The sequence below is a fragment of the Gemmatimonadota bacterium genome, assembly GCA_022560615.1.
In the GTDB taxonomy this organism is placed as follows: Bacteria; Gemmatimonadota; Gemmatimonadetes; order Longimicrobiales; family Gaopeijiaceae; genus UBA1138.
Genome location: JADFSR010000003.1, coordinates 1 through 17680, shown reverse-complemented (window position 1 = coordinate 17680; position 17680 = coordinate 1). Strand labels below are relative to the sequence as shown.

Annotated in this window: 13 protein-coding genes; 11 read left to right on the top strand and 2 right to left on the bottom strand. The window is 65.2% G+C overall.

Annotated features, from left to right (window positions below):
* The first annotated feature begins 9 nt into the window (after positions 1–9).
* From uvrA to IIB36_02745, 8 genes are all read left to right on the top strand, one after another.
* Positions 10–2913 carry an excinuclease ABC subunit UvrA gene (gene uvrA, locus IIB36_02780; GenBank protein MCH7530670.1) on the top strand — a complete coding sequence of 968 codons (2904 nt, stop codon included), beginning with the start codon at positions 10–12 and terminating at the stop codon, positions 2911–2913.
* A 119-nt stretch (positions 2914–3032) separates the two neighbouring features.
* Positions 3033–3470: a YbjN domain-containing protein gene (locus IIB36_02775; protein MCH7530669.1), complete on the top strand. Its 438-nt coding sequence runs from the start codon at positions 3033–3035 to the stop codon at positions 3468–3470.
* 5 nt (positions 3471–3475) lie between these two features.
* Entirely contained in the window at positions 3476–4360 is an 885-nt protein-coding gene (locus tag IIB36_02770; protein ID MCH7530668.1) for a PspA/IM30 family protein, read from the top strand.
* A 33-nt stretch (positions 4361–4393) separates the two neighbouring features.
* Entirely contained in the window at positions 4394–5269 is an 876-nt protein-coding gene (locus tag IIB36_02765; GenBank protein ID MCH7530667.1) for an aminotransferase class IV, read from the top strand.
* Between the two features lies 1 nt (position 5270).
* A complete protein-coding gene (locus IIB36_02760) occupies positions 5271–6293 on the top strand; it encodes an MBL fold metallo-hydrolase (GenBank protein ID MCH7530666.1) in 1023 nt (340 codons plus the stop codon).
* A 2-nt stretch (positions 6294–6295) separates the two neighbouring features.
* Complete coding sequence (locus IIB36_02755) at positions 6296–7447, top strand: hypothetical protein (GenBank protein ID MCH7530665.1); 1152 nt, start codon at positions 6296–6298, stop codon at positions 7445–7447.
* A gap of 80 nt (positions 7448–7527) precedes the next feature.
* Positions 7528–8814: a PQQ-dependent sugar dehydrogenase gene (locus IIB36_02750; protein MCH7530664.1), complete on the top strand. Its 1287-nt coding sequence runs from the start codon at positions 7528–7530 to the stop codon at positions 8812–8814.
* A gap of 402 nt (positions 8815–9216) precedes the next feature.
* Positions 9217–10893, top strand: a complete 1677-nt coding sequence (locus tag IIB36_02745; protein ID MCH7530663.1) for a hypothetical protein — start codon at positions 9217–9219, stop codon at positions 10891–10893.
* Between the two features lie 44 nt (positions 10894–10937).
* Here the strand turns inward: IIB36_02745 and IIB36_02740 are convergent, their stop codons facing one another.
* Positions 10938–12254, bottom strand: coding sequence for a peptidase M14 (locus IIB36_02740; protein MCH7530662.1), 1317 nt, complete (start codon positions 12252–12254; stop codon positions 10938–10940).
* 171 nt (positions 12255–12425) lie between these two features.
* On the opposite strand from IIB36_02740, the gene IIB36_02735 reads away from it, so the two are divergent.
* The 3 genes from IIB36_02735 to IIB36_02725 all read left to right on the top strand — a co-directional run bounded on the left by IIB36_02735 (position 12426) and on the right by IIB36_02725 (position 13970).
* Positions 12426–12761, top strand: coding sequence for a hypothetical protein (locus tag IIB36_02735; protein ID MCH7530661.1), 336 nt, complete (start codon positions 12426–12428; stop codon positions 12759–12761).
* A gap of 10 nt (positions 12762–12771) precedes the next feature.
* A complete protein-coding gene (locus IIB36_02730; protein ID MCH7530660.1) occupies positions 12772–12948 on the top strand; it encodes a hypothetical protein in 177 nt (58 codons plus the stop codon).
* Between the two features lie 335 nt (positions 12949–13283).
* A complete protein-coding gene (locus tag IIB36_02725) occupies positions 13284–13970 on the top strand; it encodes a carboxypeptidase-like regulatory domain-containing protein (GenBank protein ID MCH7530659.1) in 687 nt (228 codons plus the stop codon).
* Between the two features lie 1814 nt (positions 13971–15784).
* On the opposite strand, the gene IIB36_02720 is transcribed toward IIB36_02725, so the two are convergent.
* Positions 15785–17509, bottom strand: a complete 1725-nt coding sequence (locus IIB36_02720; GenBank protein MCH7530658.1) for a recombinase family protein — start codon at positions 17507–17509, stop codon at positions 15785–15787.
* Positions 17510–17680: the final 171 nt, after the last annotated feature.

Genomic DNA, 17680 nt, shown 5'->3' with positions numbered 1-17680 from the left:
GGACGAACTATGTCCGCCGAGCCGCGCCGCAACGAGAAGCTCATCGTGCGCGGCGCCCGCGAGCACAACCTGAGGAACATCCACGTCGAGCTGCCGAGGGAGCGGCTCATCGTGATCACCGGACTGTCGGGTTCGGGGAAGTCCTCGCTCGCGTTCGATACGATCTACGCCGAGGGGCAGCGCCGATACGTCGAGTCGCTGTCCGCGTACGCGCGCCAGTTCCTCGGCTTGATGGAAAAGCCCGACGTCGATTCCATCGAGGGTCTTTCACCGGCGATTTCGATCGAGCAGAAGACGGTGAGCCGGAATCCGCGCTCCACGGTCGGCACGGTCACTGAGATATATGACTACCTGCGCCTGCTCTGGGCCCGCGTCGGCACGCCGCACTGTCCGACCTGCGGCGAACCCGTGGTGCGACAGTCGGCCAGTCAGATCGTCGACGCACTGCTCAGGATGAAGGACGGCACGCGTGTCGAACTGCTGGCCCCCCTGGTGCGGGGCCGGAAGGGCGAGTTCGCCGCTGTCTTCGAGCGCGCGCGCAAGGATGGTTTCGTACGGGTTCGCGTGGACGGCGAAACGCACGACCTACGCGAACCGCCCTCGCTCAACCGCTACGAAAACCACGACATCGCGGTGGTGGTCGATCGCCTCGTGATCCGAGCGGAGGACCGCGACCGGCTGGCGGATTCGGTGGAAACCGCGCTTCGCACGGGTGACGGCATCCTCGAGGTGATCCAGCACCGGAAACGGACCGAATCGGTCGGGCACCTGTTCAGCGAGCACTACGCATGCGGGAATTGCGGCACCAACCTCGCGGAGCTCGAGCCCAGGCAGTTCTCCTTCAACTCGCCCTACGGAGCGTGCGAGGAATGCGGGGGCCTCGGTACTCGGAAAGAGGTGAACCCGGACCTGCTCATCGCAGACCCGAGCGTCTCGATCCTCGAGGGGGTCATCCTCCCGTGGGGTGATCCATCGGGGCACCTGCGGCGCTCTGTGATCCCCGGATTGGCCGAAGCGTACGAGTTCGATCCGAACACGCCGTGGGGAGAGCTCGAAGAGACGGTGCGCCATGCCGTGATCCACGGTTCAGGCGCAATGAAGATCCGCTTCCCGTACAAGTCGGGCAGCGGGAAGTTCAAGGGCCACTACGAGGATCGCTGGGAAGGCATCCTCGCGAACATCGATCGCAGGTACCGGGAAACCACATCGGAGGCGGTTCGGAACCAGCTCGACGACTACATGTCGACGCTCCCGTGCGGGGCGTGCGAGGGTAGCCGCCTGAAGCCCGCGTCGCGGTCGGTCACGATCGGCGGGCGCTCGTTGGGCGACATCGTGGAGCTTCCGATTGGGGAGGCCCGGGCCTTCATCGATTCGTTGCCGGTGCAGGGGGAGCGGAACGGCAAGAAGGGGAAGGAGGACGGGGCTCTTGGCCCGCCGCTTTCCGCCGAAATCGCGGGACCGATCCTGAAGGAAGTGGGAGAACGCCTACGCTTCCTTAGCGACGTGGGGCTCGACTACCTCACACTAGGCCGTGCGGCCGGCTCACTCTCGAGTGGTGAGGCGCAGAGGATCCGACTTGCCACCCAGATCGGAAGTCGGCTCGTAGGAGTCCTCTACATCCTCGACGAGCCGTCGATCGGTCTTCACCAGCGGGACAACGCGCGACTTCTCGGCACGCTCGAACGTCTACGCGATCTCGGAAATACCGTGCTCGTCGTCGAGCACGACGAGGAGACCATCCGGCGCGCTGATTACATCGTCGACCTCGGGCCCGGCGCGGGGCGTCACGGCGGGGAGGTCGTCGCGAGCGGTCCGATTGAGGCGCTACTGGCCGAAGAGAGGTCGCTCACCGGCGCTTATCTGCGCGGCGACCGGCGGATCGCGGTTCCGGCGCGGCGCCGACCGGTCGACGCTGGGCGCTCGCTCACCGTGCGTGGCGCCTGCGGCCACAACTTGCAGAAGCTCGACGTGAGCTTTCCGCTCGGACTGTTCGTATGCGTGACCGGCGTGAGCGGGTCCGGAAAATCGACGCTCGTGAACGAGACGCTGTACCACGCGCTGGCGCGGCACCTCTACCGGAGCAAACTCGTGCCAGGGAGCCACGACACCATCGAGGGTCTCGAGTTGATCGACAAAGTCATCGATGTCGATCAATCGCCGATCGGACGAACGCCGCGCTCGAACCCCGCGACCTACGTGGGTCTGTTCACCCCCATTCGGGAGCTCTTCGCGAACCTGCCCGAGTCGCAAATGCGTGGGTACGGCCCCGGGCGCTTCTCGTTCAACGTTAAGGGTGGACGCTGCGAGTCTTGCCAGGGCGATGGGCTCGTCAAGATCGAGATGCACTTTCTGCCCGACGTCTACGTCAAGTGCGACGTGTGCCGCGGCCGGCGCTACAACCGTGAGACGCTCGACGTCTTCTACAAAGGCAACAATATCGCCGACGTCCTTGAGATGACCGTCGACGACGCGCTCGAGTTCTTCGCCGCCGTGCCTCGCATCAAGGTGAAGCTGGAGGCCCTGCAGCAGGTGGGCTTGGGCTACGTGCACCTCGGACAGTCGGCGACGACGCTGTCCGGCGGCGAGGCGCAGCGCGTGAAGCTCGCGACGGAGCTTTCCAAGCGCGCGACCGGCCAGACGCTGTACATCCTCGATGAGCCGACGACCGGCCTGCACTTCGAGGACGTACGCGTTCTCCTGGAAGTCCTGCACCGGCTCGTAGAGCTCGGGAACACGGTCATCGTGATCGAACACAATCTTCACGTCGTGAAGACCGCTGACTGGATCATCGACCTCGGTCCGGAAGGTGGACCGGGTGGCGGTCGTATCGTCGTGGAGGGCACTCCCGAAGATGTGGCGGCGACCGAGGCCTCCTACACGGGCCAGCACCTGGCGCCAATGCTTGGGAGTTGAGGAAGGGCGGTCCTCTTCGACGCAACTGATCGGGCTTCGGCGTGTACGCCCCTGCAGCGGCGACGCTCAAGCTTTACCTTATTCTCCGCCCGGCGGAGACTCATATAACGGAGACGGTCATGGTAACCCGAGAGGATCTCGAGAGCTTCTTCATTCGGATGGATCTCGAGTACGATGAGGTCGATGACGGCATGTTCCTCGTCCAGGGCCGCAACAGCGGTCTTCCGGTCGTGGTGCATCATTCGGACGCGCTTCTCCTGATTCGCATGAAGGTGATGGACCTTCCCGAGTCGATGGACGACGAGGTTGGGTTCTACCGTGCGCTCTTGGAGTTGAACGCCACGGACGTCGTCCACGGGGCCTATGGTCTCGAGGACGGTGAGCTGATCCTCAGCGACACCCTCGAACTGGAGACGCTCGACTTCCACGAGCTCCGAGCCTCGACGGAATCGATTGAACTGGCCGCCACCAGTCACATGGAGCGGATCCGCGCCCTGGCCGGCGTCGCTGATGATGGCGACGCCGACGACCCGGGCACGGAAGAGGCGGAGGGCTGACGACAATGGGCATGTTTACGAAGCTGTCGACCGTCATCAAATCCAACATCAACGATCTCATCTCGAGGGCCGAAGACCCCGAGAAGATGTTGAACCAGATCATCATCGACATGCGCGACCAGCTGGCCAAAGCCAAGCGCGAGGTCGCCGCGGCGATCGCGGACGAGCGCAAGCTAAAGAAGCAGCTCGATGACGAGGCGAAGCAGGCGCGCGACTGGGAGCATCGAGCGATGCTAGCGGTGAAGGAAGGTCGCGACGACCTCGCGAAGCAGGCGCTGATCCGTCAGCAGGAGCACGCCGAGCGCGCCCAGATGATCCAGCAGACCTGGCAGGAGCAGGCCGCCGAGACGGAGAGCCTCAAGGGCTCCCTGCGCCAGCTCAACGACAAGATCGAAGAGGCGAAGCGCAAACGGAATCTGCTCATAGCCAAGCAGAAGCGGGCACAGGCACAGCGCCGCATCCACGAGACGATGTCCGGTCTATCCGATACCTCAGCGTTCGAGGCGTTCAACCGGATGGCCGAAAAGATCGAGGAGCAGGAACGCCAGAGCATCGCGCACGCCGAGGTCACCGAGGCGCTCGGGGGCGACACGCTCGAGACCGAGTTCGTGCGTCTCGAAGCCGGGGGGGCGAGCGGTGGCGCGGACGTGGAGGACAAGCTTCTCGCGCTCAAGAGCCAGATGGGTCTGCTCGGCGATGGCGCGACCGAAGAGCCGAAGCAGCTCGAAGCCGGCAACGAACCGGCGCCGGCTCCGGCGGCTGAGGAGTCCGCTCCCGCGGTGCAGGACGCCGAGGTCGAGGAAGTCTCCCAAGCTGAAGCTGACTCGATTCCGGAGGCGCAGCTGATCTCCGAGTTCGAAGTGCTCGAGGAGAAGCAGGCAGAGTCCTGATTCGATCCTTGCGAGCAAGCCGTTGGAGCCTACATGAGCATCGTCTACCTGAATGGCGAGTTTCTCCCCAAAGACGAAGCGAAGATCTCTCCCGACGACCGCGGCTTCCTGCTCGCGGATGGAATCTACGAAGTAACGCCTTTCTACGAGGGCGCTCCGTTCTGCATGGACCGTCACCTCGCCCGTCTCGAGCACGGCCTCCGCTGGATGCGCATTCGGCAGCCGCTCGATGGGCTCGAAGACGTGCAACGCAGGCTCATCGCACAAAACGGCCTCGAGAGCGCTGAAACGGCGCTCGTATACGTTCAGATCACGCGGGGCGTCGCGCCCCGCACGCACTACTTCCCGACGGACCCTGTCGAGGCGACCGTGTACGCGTACGCAAAGGTGTGGGATCGTCCTTCCCCCGAGCGCTGGTCGCAGGGCTTCACCGCGGCCACGGTGCCCGATCGGCGGTGGAGTAGGGTCGACGTGAAAACGATCTGCCTGCTGCCGAACGTACTCGCGTTCCAGGACGCGATCGAAGCCGGCGCCGACGACGCGCTGCTCATCCGCGACGGCGTCGCGATCGAGGGCGCACACATGAACTTCTGGGGCGTCTTCGACGGCACGGTCGTCACGCATCCGAAGACGAACCACATACTGCCGGGCATCACGCGAGGCATCGTCCTGGACTTGGCCGCCGCGGACGGCATCCGCGTCGAGGAGCGACCCATCCAGGTCGAGGAGCTCGGCGAAGCCGACGAGCTCTTCTTCACGGGTACGACCGGCGAGGTGCGGCCTTGCGTGCGGGTGGACGGCACGCCCGTGGGTGACGGAAGTGTCGGCGTGATCACCAGGCGGCTCGCCGACCTCTTCCGGGCGGAGCTCGTCGCTGTGAAGGAGGAGGCCGGGGCGCCGGTCGCTTGACGTGGTCGGGGCTCGGCGGACGCTGATATTCGCCGGAGTCACGGCGATCTCGCTCGCGGGCTGCGTCACCGGCGCGGTAGGACCCGGCACGACGGCCAACGTCGATCTGACTGGCCCGGGGGACACGGATTTTGTGCGTTTCATCTACTTGGGCAGCGGCGGCTGGATCATCGAACGAGGGGAAGATCAGGTGCTGGCCGCGCCGTTCTTCTCGAACCCGAGCCTGCTGAGAACCGGATTGCTACCGATCCGGTCGGACACCGCACTCGTGGACCGCTACATGTCCCGCTACGACGTCGCCGCGGCCAAGGTGATCCTGGTCGGGCACGCGCACTACGACCACCTGATGGACGTGCCGCGGGTGGCACTCGCGCACGCGCCCGACGCGCGCATCGTCGGCACGACAACCGTGAAGAACACGCTCGGGACGTGGTCTGGAGTGGCGGATCGCGTGGACGTCGTCAACGACATCGCCGGCGATCAACACACGGTCGGCGAGTGGCTCCGCTACGGTGACGGCGTGCGTGTGATGGGGCTCCGCTCCAAGCACGCCCCGCACTATGATGGGTATACGCTGTACGCGGGCACCCGCGACCGCCCACTGGCGACCGCGCCCCGGTGGGTGACGGAGTGGCTGGAAGGGCGAACCCACGCCTATCTGGTCGACTTCATGGATCCGGACGGTTCCGTCGCCTTCCGGGTGTACTATCAAGACGCGGTCGCACCGGCTCCGGCAGGCTTCGCGCCGGAAGCGCTCATCGACGAGCACCCGGTCGACGTAGCCATCTTCGTACCGGCCACGTTCGATCAGGTCGAGTGGCACCCTGAGGCGTTGGTCGAGAACCTGCATCCCGAGCGCGTGCTGCTCGGTCACTGGGAGGACTTCTTCGTGCCGATCGATGCGCCCACCAGGTCGGTATTGCTCACCGACCTCGGCTATTTCGAAAAGCGACTCGCTCGGGTGCACGACGGTGGGTGGTGGCGCCCCGACCTGTGGACGGAGTTCCGGTTTCCGGTCCGGTAGCGATGTCACGACGAGCCTCCGGTCTCACACTGCTCTGCCTGGCCCTAGCCGTGTGCACGAGCACGTCGGATGGCGACTTCGAAGTGATCGCCCAGCTGGACGTGGGGCGGAACCCTCACCAGATATCCTTTTCCGAGGACGGACGCACGGCGTACGTCGCGACGGCGGGGGAGGACCGGATTACCGTTATCGACGCCGTTCGGTACGAGATCGTCGGTACGATCCCTGTGCCCGGAACGCCCCTTGGCGTCATACCGCTACCCAACGGGAAGGATCTCGCCGTAGCGCGGTTCGACGCCGGCGGGGTCGCTCGCTATGCCCGGAATGGGGGCGCACTCGGTGGCGACCGGGGCACGAGCGCCGGCGCCTCGCTGATCACCGGTCCGTATGCTGGCGATCGATACCTGGTCTCAGTCGAAGCGGCGGACTCGGTCCACGTCTTCGACGCGCGAGCCTTCACATTCGTGGCGAGCTACCCGACCGGTGACCGGCCATTCCCCGCCGCGGCCACCTCGGATGGTCGCCTGGCGTTCGTGCCCGGCTACTCCGATGGCACGGTCACCGTCATCGACCTATTCAACGATCGCGTGCTCGAGACCGTGTCGGTAGGCGACCGCCCCAGCGGGGGTGCGGTCCTTCCCGGCGACATCGAGTATGCCGTCGTGGTCCGAGGCGAGAACCGCGTGGCGTTCATCAGCACGGCGTCTCATGTGGAAGTCGGCCAACTGAGCGAGGGGATCGGCGAATCGCCGTTCTCGATTGTCATTACACCCAACGGGCGACTGGCGTTCGTGAGCAACACGGCCAGCCACGACATATCCGTGATCGACCTTGCCGATCGGCGGGTAATCCGGCGGATTCCGGTGCCGGACATCCCCATCGTGATGTCGGTTCACCCGTCGGGGGGCGAGCTCTGGGTTTCCTCCGAGGGGGTGCACCGGCTGACCGTGATCTCGATCCCCGAGGTGTGGAGGGACGATCCGCGAGACCTGCCCGCGACCGCCGTCCTCGGCTCACAGGTGACGGAGGTCGCCGTCATGGGCATGATTCACTCCGGCTACTGGAGTTGCGGGGCTTTCCGCAGAACTAGAAGGGTCACACCCCAGCGGCCCCAGCGGCTGCGGGTGCGCGGAGCCGACGTCCGCGTACATTGAGAATCTCCGGAAGGCGACGCGAGCATCGAGGGCGTCGCTATCGCCGGGAGCCGAAGTTTCTCTCTTCGAGAGGAGGAGCCATGCGAAACTCGATCCTCGGTTCGCTCCGATCCGCCCTGGCGGCGGCGGTCGCGCTCACGACCGCGAGCTGCGTGGAGCAGACGGCCCTCCCTGAATGTGACGCCGACAACGGTGGCATCCAGCTTCCAGACGGGTTCTGCGCGGTCGTCGTCGCGGATGGCCTTGGCGCGGCGCGGCACCTGGACGTAGCCCCGAACGGTGACATCTTCGTGGCAATCCGTAACCAGCCGAACGCCTCCGGAGGGATCATCGCCCTGCGCGACACCGACGGAGACGGCCGGGCCGACGTTGAAGAGCGATTCGGCGAGAACGGCGGAACGAGCATACAGCTGCGCGGCGACTATCTGTACTTCGGTCGCGACAACGCGATCGTCCGCTACCCGATGACGCCCGGCGAGCTCGTCCCGGACGGGCCTGCCGAGGTGATCGTGACGCTACCGGATCAGCGGTCCCACGCGTCCAAGGGCTTCGCCTTCGACGGTGAGGGCGGGATGTACGTGAACGTCGGCGCGCCCGCCAACGCATGTCAGTCGGAGGATCGCGAGCCCGGCGTCCCCGGCATGGACCCCTGCCCGTTACTCGAGAATCACGGGGGCGTGTGGAAGTTCGACGCGGATCGCCTGGGTCAGACCCAGGCGTCGGGCACTCGCTACGCGACCGGCATGCGGCAGAACTTCGCCATGGCCTGGCATCCGTTCGCGGCCGGGCTCTACCTCGCCCAGCACGGCCGTGATCAGCTCAGCACGCTGTGGGAGGGCTTCACGGAGGAGCAGAACGCCGAGCTACCGTCGGAGGAGTTCCTGAGGGTGGAAGAGGGCTCGAACTTCGGCTGGCCGTACTGCTACCACGACTGGCGGCAAGGCAAGCGGGTGCTGTCGCCGGAGTACGGTGGCGACGGAATCGAGGTCGGCCGCTGCGGCGACTTCGATCTCCCTTTGATCGGCTTCCCGGGCCACTGGGCGCCTAATGCATTGATGTTCTACACGGGCGAGCAATTTCCGGAGAGGTACCGGGGAGGTGCGTTCATCGTGTTCCACGGGTCGTGGAACCGTGCGCCATTGCCCCAGGGCGGGTATAACGTCGCGTTCGTGCCGTTCGACAGCGGCGCGCCGGCCACGGGCGACTACGAGATCTTCGCGGACGGCTTCGCCGGGCAGACGCCCTTGATGAACCGCGACGACGCGGTGTACCGGCCCTCGGGCATCGCCGAGGGACCGGACGGCAGCGTCTACATCTCGAACGACAAGACCGGCCGAATCTGGAGAGTGATGTACAGGGGCTCCTGAGCACCTTCTCGGTGCAGGTCGACTTCCGTCGATGGTGCTCGCCGGCGGCGGTGAGCATGCCGCAGGCGTTCGACCTGGCCACCGGCGTATCGATGCGTACGGTTACGACCCACCGGGAATGTCATGGCGTTCTTCTGGGCTGAGCTTGCCAGCCTCGGCTTGCCTTCTGGAGTGGTAGTGACATAGGGCGATCCCTTTTGGCTGTGCCGTTACGCGGTTCGGCGCCGCCGAGGGCGGCGTGCTCTGGATGAAGTAGCGCGACCGCGTCACGAGCTGCTCGGCGCCGGAAACGCCTCTCGCCTCTACGTAGCGGTGGCGTGACGCTACGTCATGAGTCGTACGGAGGCGCCTGGCGCTCCGCGGTATCCTCCCCGTGAGCACAATGGACGAGGGAGGCATGACATGGACCGCATACGAGCACCGCTACTCATCACGCTGCTGGTCACTACTCTGGCCGGATGCCACCTGCCTGGCCGCTTCATGCGTGGCTACGCGGAGGCCGAGCCCCAAGGCATGGAGCTGCTGAGCGAGCACGGAGCCTTCGCTACCGCGCCGTCGAACGTTCGCGGTCAGGTGCGCTTCCTGTTCGACGACTTCGGTAGCCTCACCACGGACAACCTCCGTCGCAACGTATGGCCGTGGAAGTTGGTCGGTGCGGCGCTGGTGAGGGATCGCCATCTGAGCGATGGGGCTCCGATCAATCGGCGTACGCTCGACCGAGTGTTCGAGGAGTACGGCTTCATTCGACCGACGGCCGTGGCCAACTGGACCGGACCACAGCCTCGATTCGAACGCCCCATGGGCATGCTCGCCGGGATGGCGAGGCGAGGCTTCCCGGCCGTCGAGATCGAGGTCGCGAACCTGGGGTGCGCGACGTGCCACGCCGGACCCCTCTTCGGCGCCGACGGACGGCCGACTGGCGAGGTGTGGCTCGGGCTGCCGAACGCGTCGATCGACCTGAGCGCCTATTCGGACGGCGCCTTTGCCGCGTTGCAGCGCGAGCTCGAGACGCCGGATTCCTTGATCGCCACGATCGCGGTGCTCTTCCCCGAAGTCTCGGAGCGCGAGCTCTCCACGCTTCGGAAGTTCGCCTCCAGCTCCGCTCGCGAGCAACTGGCATTCCGGGCCGAAGAGTTCGGAAGGCTGTTGCCTGGAGGACCGGGGCTCTCGAATAGTCTTGGCTCAGTCCGCTTCTCGATGGGTGCGCTCCGCAGCGATTCTCGGGCGCATCAGGTGGCGTGGACGTCGGCCCCGGACCTAGCTGGGACCACGATGCGGCGGTCGCTGTTGATCGATGGAGTCTTGGCGGCACCGGCGAGCGAGCGCTACGGCGCCATGAAGCGATCTGACGTCGACGCGGATCACCTCGATGACCTCGCGGCTGTTACTTCGCTCCAGATTACAGCGTCACAGGGCGTTCCTCCGCAGGACGCCCTTGAAAGGATCCCCGAAATGCGGGAGGTTCTCGACTTCCTGCACACGACCGAGTCACCTCCGTTCCCAGGGACCGTCGATCGCGCGCTCGCGCTAAGGGGCGCGGACGTCTTTGAGACCGCGTGCGCTTCGTGCCACGGAGAGTACTCGGAGGGCCTGAGCGACGTCCGGCTCCTGGTCCACCCTAATCGTCTCACCCCGCAGGACCGAATGCTGACCGACTCCGTGCGCTGGGCTACCGCGCAGCACGAGGAGCTCTCAGCACTCCTGGGGGAAGTGGGCTACTTGGAGCACATCGAGCCGTTGAACGGCGGAGGATACATAGCGCCGGACCTCGGTGGCCTTTGGGCCACCGCTCCCTATCTGCACAACGGCTCCGTGCCAACGCTGTGGCACCTGATGCATGCAGAGCAGCGACCCGAGCGCTTCTACGTGGGCGGGCACATGCTCGACTACGAGCTCGTGGGGATCGCGGGCGCGCTCGGCCACGACGGAGTGTATCGCTATCCAAAGGGATACGAGCCTTGGTCGCGAAGCGCCCTCTACGACACGCGTGAGCCGGGACGCTCCAACGCGGGACACGAATTCCGCATGCTGACCGAAGAGCAGAAATGCGCGCTGCTCGAGTACCTGAAGGTGCTTTAGCGGCGAGGCCGGCCGTAGCGATCCCGGATACCGCGCGCGTCGGCCTACTCTTCCCGCTTCGGCGGCCCCCCCTCGAAGCGGAAGCGGATGCGGCGGCCCTCCGAGTCCTCGGCCACGATGAAGTGGGCGGGGGCCCCGGTATTCAGGCCTCCTTCGTCGTCCAGCGCTCGGCTGCTCGGTATCAGATAGAGACCATCCACCAGCAGCGTGTCCTGGGCTTCGGCTTCGCCCATGTCGCCGATGTCTACGATGACGCCGCCCTCCTTCAAGAGCGGCCTGTCGTAGTTGAGCAGGATGTCGGCTTCGAGTGTGGGGGCACCTGGTACCGCGATCGTCCCGCCCGAGATGAGCAGGTCCGCGACCCGGCGGCCGTTGTATGCCAGCCGTTCGTAGTCGTCCGGGTCGTACTCCGTGTAGCGGCCAGTGGCGATGGCGTCCAGAGCGTTCAGAATGCCGACGAAGTTCGTCTCGCGCAGGTGCTGCTTCTGCGGGTCGTCGGGCCACGCGCCTGACTCGATCAGCACGGTGCTCGCGCCCCACACCCCCATCAGATCACCGAACGCACGGGGGTTGAAGGTGTCGTCGTACTTTGCGATGTGGCCGCTCACCAGCGGGTCCATCGCTTCGATGAGCAGCGAGGCGACCTGCATCGCGCGCCGCCGCTTCGCGTCGACTTCGCGAGCCGCGTTGAATGCCGGGGCCAGCAGCGCGATCGCGACGCCCCTGTCGGTGCCCGCGACGCGCACCGCCGCACCCTGATCGTGCAGGTTGAAGCCGAAGTCCGGCCCTAGCGCGTCCGTTACAGCCTTTAGGACCCGCCCTTCGGGTGTCTGCAACCGGCGTGCGTCGCGGTTAACGTCGATGCCCTGTGCGTTCCGGCGCTGAAAGCGCTGCGCGCCGTCCGGGTTGAGCATCGGGATCATGTGGACCGTGGCGCCCTGCGCGATGCGCCGAGCCACCGGATGATCACCGCGTTCGTGGAAGAACCGGGTGATGTCCGCGAGCGCCATCGACGCGGTACTCTCGTCGCCGTGCATCTGCGACCAGAGCAGGACGGTCGTCGGACCCGACCCGAACGTGAGATGCCTGATCTCACGGCCCTCGACACTCTGACCCGCGCGCGTGGAGCTGACGTTTCCGCCCAAGTACGGCGCGACCGCGCGCCAGTACGTCCCGTGGTTGAAGCGGCGGTCCTCCAGCCCCGCGACCCGCACGTCGTCGTAGACATCGATCAGCTCGGCGCTGATGGTGGCGGCATCGGAGTAGGCCGGCGTTCCGGCGCTGGTGCGCGCGGGCGCCGAAGCGGGGGTGGCGCACGCGCCTAGCGTGAACAGAAGAATGGGCAGATGTCGTCGCATCATGGAGTTGGCACTCTCGCTAGGTGGTTCTTGCAGTAGAAACGTGGACAATCTAAGGACGGCGAGGGCAGGCTGCACCTCCCCTCCGACCCGAAATAGCCACCAAACCCCCTCCTGTTGCGAGCACAATTGCGAGCAGAGCACGGGATTCGATTCCGATCTAGAGGAGCAGGTATGAAAGAGCACGAGCTCGCGGTGGTCGACGGCAACTCGACCCTACCTGAGGCCACCGAACGACCCGAGATAGCCCGAACCCTGGCGGATTGGGAGCCGACGCCGAGAGTGATAACGCAGGAGGAGGAGGAGTTGCTCGACTCGGTCACGGTATCACCCGCGGCCTCGGTCTACCTCAAAGCGTTGATCGGCCACCGGGAACAGTATTGTCGCGTGCTCAGCCATAGGGATCGACCCGTCGACACCGCGGAAATGGAAAAAGAGGGATGCGCAGTTTGCAGCGATCCTGGCCGACATCAGGGAGGAGATCGTAGAGCGCTGGAACGCGGTCGCTGAATACCGAGCCTTGCACGGCTTTGAAGAGCGGATCTACGACAAGCATGGCAATCTGGCTGGCCGGAAGATCAAGCAGGACCCGAGCTTCCTGCGAGCGATGCTAGGCGCCCAGGACCCCGAGCATTGGGGGGCTCGCACTGAGCGGGACTCGAAGATCACGATCGTGATCATGGACGTCGATGAGTAGGGTAGTGTTGATCCCGCTCGGTAAGGTGCCTTCCTGGGTCAGACTCCGGCCTTCGATCCCACCGAGTCCGAGCCCATCCCAGAGTTCGTGTTCGATCAGTCGCCGCCCGACGAGTTCGACTCCTGCCCCCCCCGCTGTCTGCCCGGACAAGCTGAGCCATTCGGCCACCTCGACCCGCCCGGCGGAGACTGAGGGGCAGCCTCTGGGCACCTTTCCCGACCTACGGCGCCCCGGTTAGGTTGCCGAACATCTTCAACCGGGCGCGCGCAATCGTCAATCACCATGTCGATGGAGTTGGGCCATCTGCGCTCGTCGTTTCCGCAGCGGTGCGGTTCTTGACTGTCATGCTGCCGCTGCTGGGTCTCGCAGCCCCCACAAGTGGCCAGGAGCGCACTGTGCTCCGCGGCCACGTCGTGGACGCCGTGTCCCAAGAGCCACTGCAGGGCGTGCATATGACGGCGTCGCTCTCGGGCCTCAGCGTTCTGACCGACTCGCTGGGGGACTTCAGCCTTTCGTTCATTCGGGACTGGGGTTACGAGCTCATCGTCGGGGCCATGGGATATCAGCCGGTGCGCATCACTCTGGGGCCTGAGGCCGAGCAGGGCTCGACGACGATCCAGCTGCACCGCGACCCGGAGGCGCTGGCTGGCCTCGCGGTCCTTCACGACCGCCTCGAACAGCGTCGGCGCCGGCGCGGTAACAGGATCCGACTCATCGAGCACGATGAGCTCGCTCTGAGCACGGAGTCCTCCGCCTACGCCCTCGTGCGACGGATCGCCACAGCTCACCCCTGCGACGACCAGCGGGATCTATGTCGGCTCGGCAGATCGAGGGTGCGCATCTGCATCGACGATGTGAGCCCCAGCGCCGGCGCGCGGGAGCTCGAGGCTTATGAGCCGTCTGACCTCTGGCTGATCGAGGTCTTTAACAACGGCAGCCGGGTGCGCGTGTACAGCAGATGGTTCATAGACCAGATCGCCCGAACGAAGCAGGGCGAGATTAGACCTAACCCGATCTGTTGACCCGCCCTCTCTGCGGGGTACCCTCCCCGGCTCGGCCGAAACCCTTCTTTTACCAGGGTGCCTTCCCGCCATGCCGCCTTCGCCGAGTTCAGACTCGATGCGGTAGCGGCCTTCTAGGGCTGCGTTCAGGCGGGTGATGGCTTCGCTCATGCGCTCAAGATGCGGCACAGGTCAGCAGAGCGCGAGGAGATCCCGTCTACAGCGGCCCCCGCACCGCCAAATCGGCCCTGTGACGCACGAGGATCGCCTCAGAGCGTTTTCGGTATCTATTCGGTTCCGGGCCAGCATCACGTTCGGCGTCAACTGACATCAGCCGGTAGATCGCTACACCGTTTCCACTCGAATCGAATCGCGTCTACCGATCTGGAATCGGTGCTGGTGGTCGGTTTTCCTGTTCGTTGGCCACTGACCAGCGGACACACGCTGTAGCGGCGGCCACTCCCGGCCAACTGGTGGCGACAATCGGTGCCCGTGAGGCTGTCCCGAACGAAGACACGCGTCGGGCGACCAGACCCACAGCCATGGTGGGGCCGCTGTCGGCGCCGTCGTGAAGGCCAAAGGCCGTCCACAAGCCTATGTCGTCGTCTCCCCTGTAGCCTTCGGCATCTACTTCGGCAGCGATGTAATAGAACAACTGGCCCCTATACGCCCCCGGCGACATGAATGCCCACGCGTGACGGAGCGTTACTCCGTCGTCGGCTAGGGCTTCGGCTAGGTATCCCAGCGTGGCTTCCGGGACGGGCAGGCATCCGAGGGGTAGTAGGGCTCCCTCCTCCGGGGCGGGCGGGGCCGCGCCTCTGTTTCCTGGTCAGGGACCGGTTGTTCTGTGCTGCAGCTGATCAGGACCAGCATCGCGGGGAAGGCGGAAAGCACTCGGAAGCAGCAAAGAGCAGACACAGTTCACCTCGGACTCAGACCGTCACCGAACACTAAGCGTAGATCAGCACGCCTGCCACCTCGTCACTCAGCTTGCCGAGTGATGGGATCGACGCGACGCTATCACTCACGAGGGTGATCGGATGGGAGTTGCCCATGCGATCAAGATGCGGCGCAGGTCAGCAGAGCGCGAGCAAGATCCGTCCACAGCGGCCCCGCACAGTCAAATCGGCCCTGTCACGCACGAGGATCGCCTCAGAGTGTCTTCGGTCTCTATTCGGGTGTGTGGGTAGGCCAGGAGATCGTCGTGGCTTAGAACACCGTCACCATCCAGGTCGGTCATTCATGGCCAGCTATCCCTTCCTTGTGATTATTCCTACCTACCAAAGTAGGCGAAGTCCTCCCAGTCCTCCTCACGTCGCGCTTGAAGCGTACATCGTCCAGGTAGACGGACGTGCGGCTGCCCGCTCGCCCATGGTAACGCCCCGGGTTCGGGGGCAAGCTCCGCGATGGCGACCCCGGCTCAGCGACTCCCTCGATACGGACACGACGCCCGCTGTGCACGCGACTGGGTCGGCTCCCAGCACGTCTATCGATCACGCCGGCCGACCGCTACACCACTCTATCCGGTGGTGCAGCACCATCTAGAGACGTTCCTCGCCCAAGCCACCGAGAGCGATGCCATGGGCTACGGTGTGCCCTCGTGGGTGGAGAAAGATCTGCGAGCGTACCTACGCTGTGGTATCCTCGCCCACGGTTTCGCCAGGGTACGGTGTGAGGACTGTGGCCACGAACGGCTCCTCGCGTTCTCATGCGCGACGCGGGGCGTCTGCCCGTCATGTAATACGCGGCGTATGGCCGAGGTCGCCGCCCACGTCACCGATCACGTGCTGCCTCACCTTCCTGTGCGACAGTGGGTGTTGAGCCTTCCGAAGCGGCTACGTCCCTTCCTGGAGGGCAGCCCTGACATCGCCAGCGCCGTCCTGCGGATCTTCATCCGTGCCGTCCGCACGACCCTGTGCCGCACCAGCCCGGGTGCACCACGCGACGCTCAAGTCGGGGCGCTCAGCTTCCTTCAGGTCTTTGGATGTCAAAGCGGAATTACTTGACACTGGAACGGCGAGGTGGATTTCGAGGTTCTGCCCGTGGACCACGACGCGTTCTACGAGGAGGCGGAGGATCGTCTGTTGGGTGTCGAAGTCGGCGTCGAGGAGGTTGGCCTTGAGTGCGGAGATCACTTCCTGGGCACCGAGGGCGCGACTGCGGACGAGCTCCAACTCGAGGTGCTTGGTCTTGATCTCGGCGAGAGCGAGCTCGGCTGCGGCGTGGGTTGCTTCCAAAGCCTGGATCCGAGTGCGGAAGGGCTCCAGGGCGAGTGCCCCGATCTGGTAGGCATCCGTGAGTCGGTCCCGTTGCCGGGTCAGTTCATCGAGTCTGGCTTCGGCCTTCTGGGTGCGGGCGTCCTGGTCGAGGGGCGTCGTGGTCTGCCGCTCGACCCACGCTGCCAGCTCTTGGGCGAAGGAGTCGGAGTCGAGAAGCAGATCGCGAACGGAGGTCCAGACGGCCTCGTTGACGCCGGCGGCTCGCAGGGGATCGTTAGGGCAGCGGCCCCGGACGGCGTCAGGGAACGGATCGGGCTGTTTGCCGCACTTGTAGTAGTGGTAGATGCGCTCGCCGCCGCCGCTGCGCGGACTGGCTTTCCCCGATCCCACGTAGGCACCTCCGCACACCCCGCACTTCAGCAGCCCTCGGAGCAGATAGACGCCCTCGTACTTGAGGCGCCGTTTCGCGAAGTGGCGGTTCTCCTGGATGCGCCGTTGCACGAACTGGAAGAGTGGCTCGTCAATGAGCGCAGGCACCGGGACCTCGATCCATTCAGCCCGCGGGCGTTCGGTGATGATATTTCTCGGAGTCTGTCCCTCGCTGCGCGTGCTCTTCGTGCGGTTGTAGTAGGCGGTTCCGATATACCACTCACAATGGAGCATGCGGAGCACGGTGCTGGGCGCCCAGGCATCCTTGCCCCTCCGCGTCTTCCACTCCGAGCCATTGAGCTTGCGAAGGACGCCGTGCAGGCTCAAGCCCTCCTCGGCGTACCACGCCCAGACCTGGCGGACCATGGCGGCCTCATCCTCATCGATCAGGATCTTGCCGTCCCCTCCGTATCTCTTCGCGTTCCTCCGGTACCCGTAGGGGAGCTGGCCCGGGGACAACTCACCCATCCGGGCACGGTGTAGGCGCCCCCGCCGCGAACGCTCCGCGATCTTGGCCCGTTCATACTCGGCGATAGCTCCCTGGATCTGGAGCAGAAGCTGGTCGTCAGGGGAGTCGGTGATGGGGCGCTCACAGAAGTGGACCTCGACGCCTGCTCGCTTCAGCTCTTCGATGAGCAGGACCTGGTACGCGTACTTCCTTGCGAGCCGGTCGGGGCAGAGCACCACCACGACATCGAAGCGCCCCTCCCGGGCATGGTCCCTCAGTTCATCGAGCGCCGGACGATCGAGATAACTACCGCTGTAGCCTTCGTCCGTATAGGTGAGGGCCGCGGTGGTGTGAAAGCCTTGCTGCTCAGCGTCCCGCACAACCGCGGCGAGCTGGCTCTCGATCGTTTGCTCCTTCTCCTGCATCTCGGTCGAGACGCGAGCGTACAGTGCAGCGCGTTGCATCCTCGCCTCCTGTCGGCCTGTTGGCCAGTTGGTAGACAAACTGGTAGAGGCGAGTCCGACGGTCGGCCGTGTCCGCGGTGCCCACCGGGATCATCTCCACGTGGAAAGTGCCCACCCGATCCGCGCGCCACGCCTCGCCCACCGGGTCCCGTTCCAGGAGCCCGAGCAGGC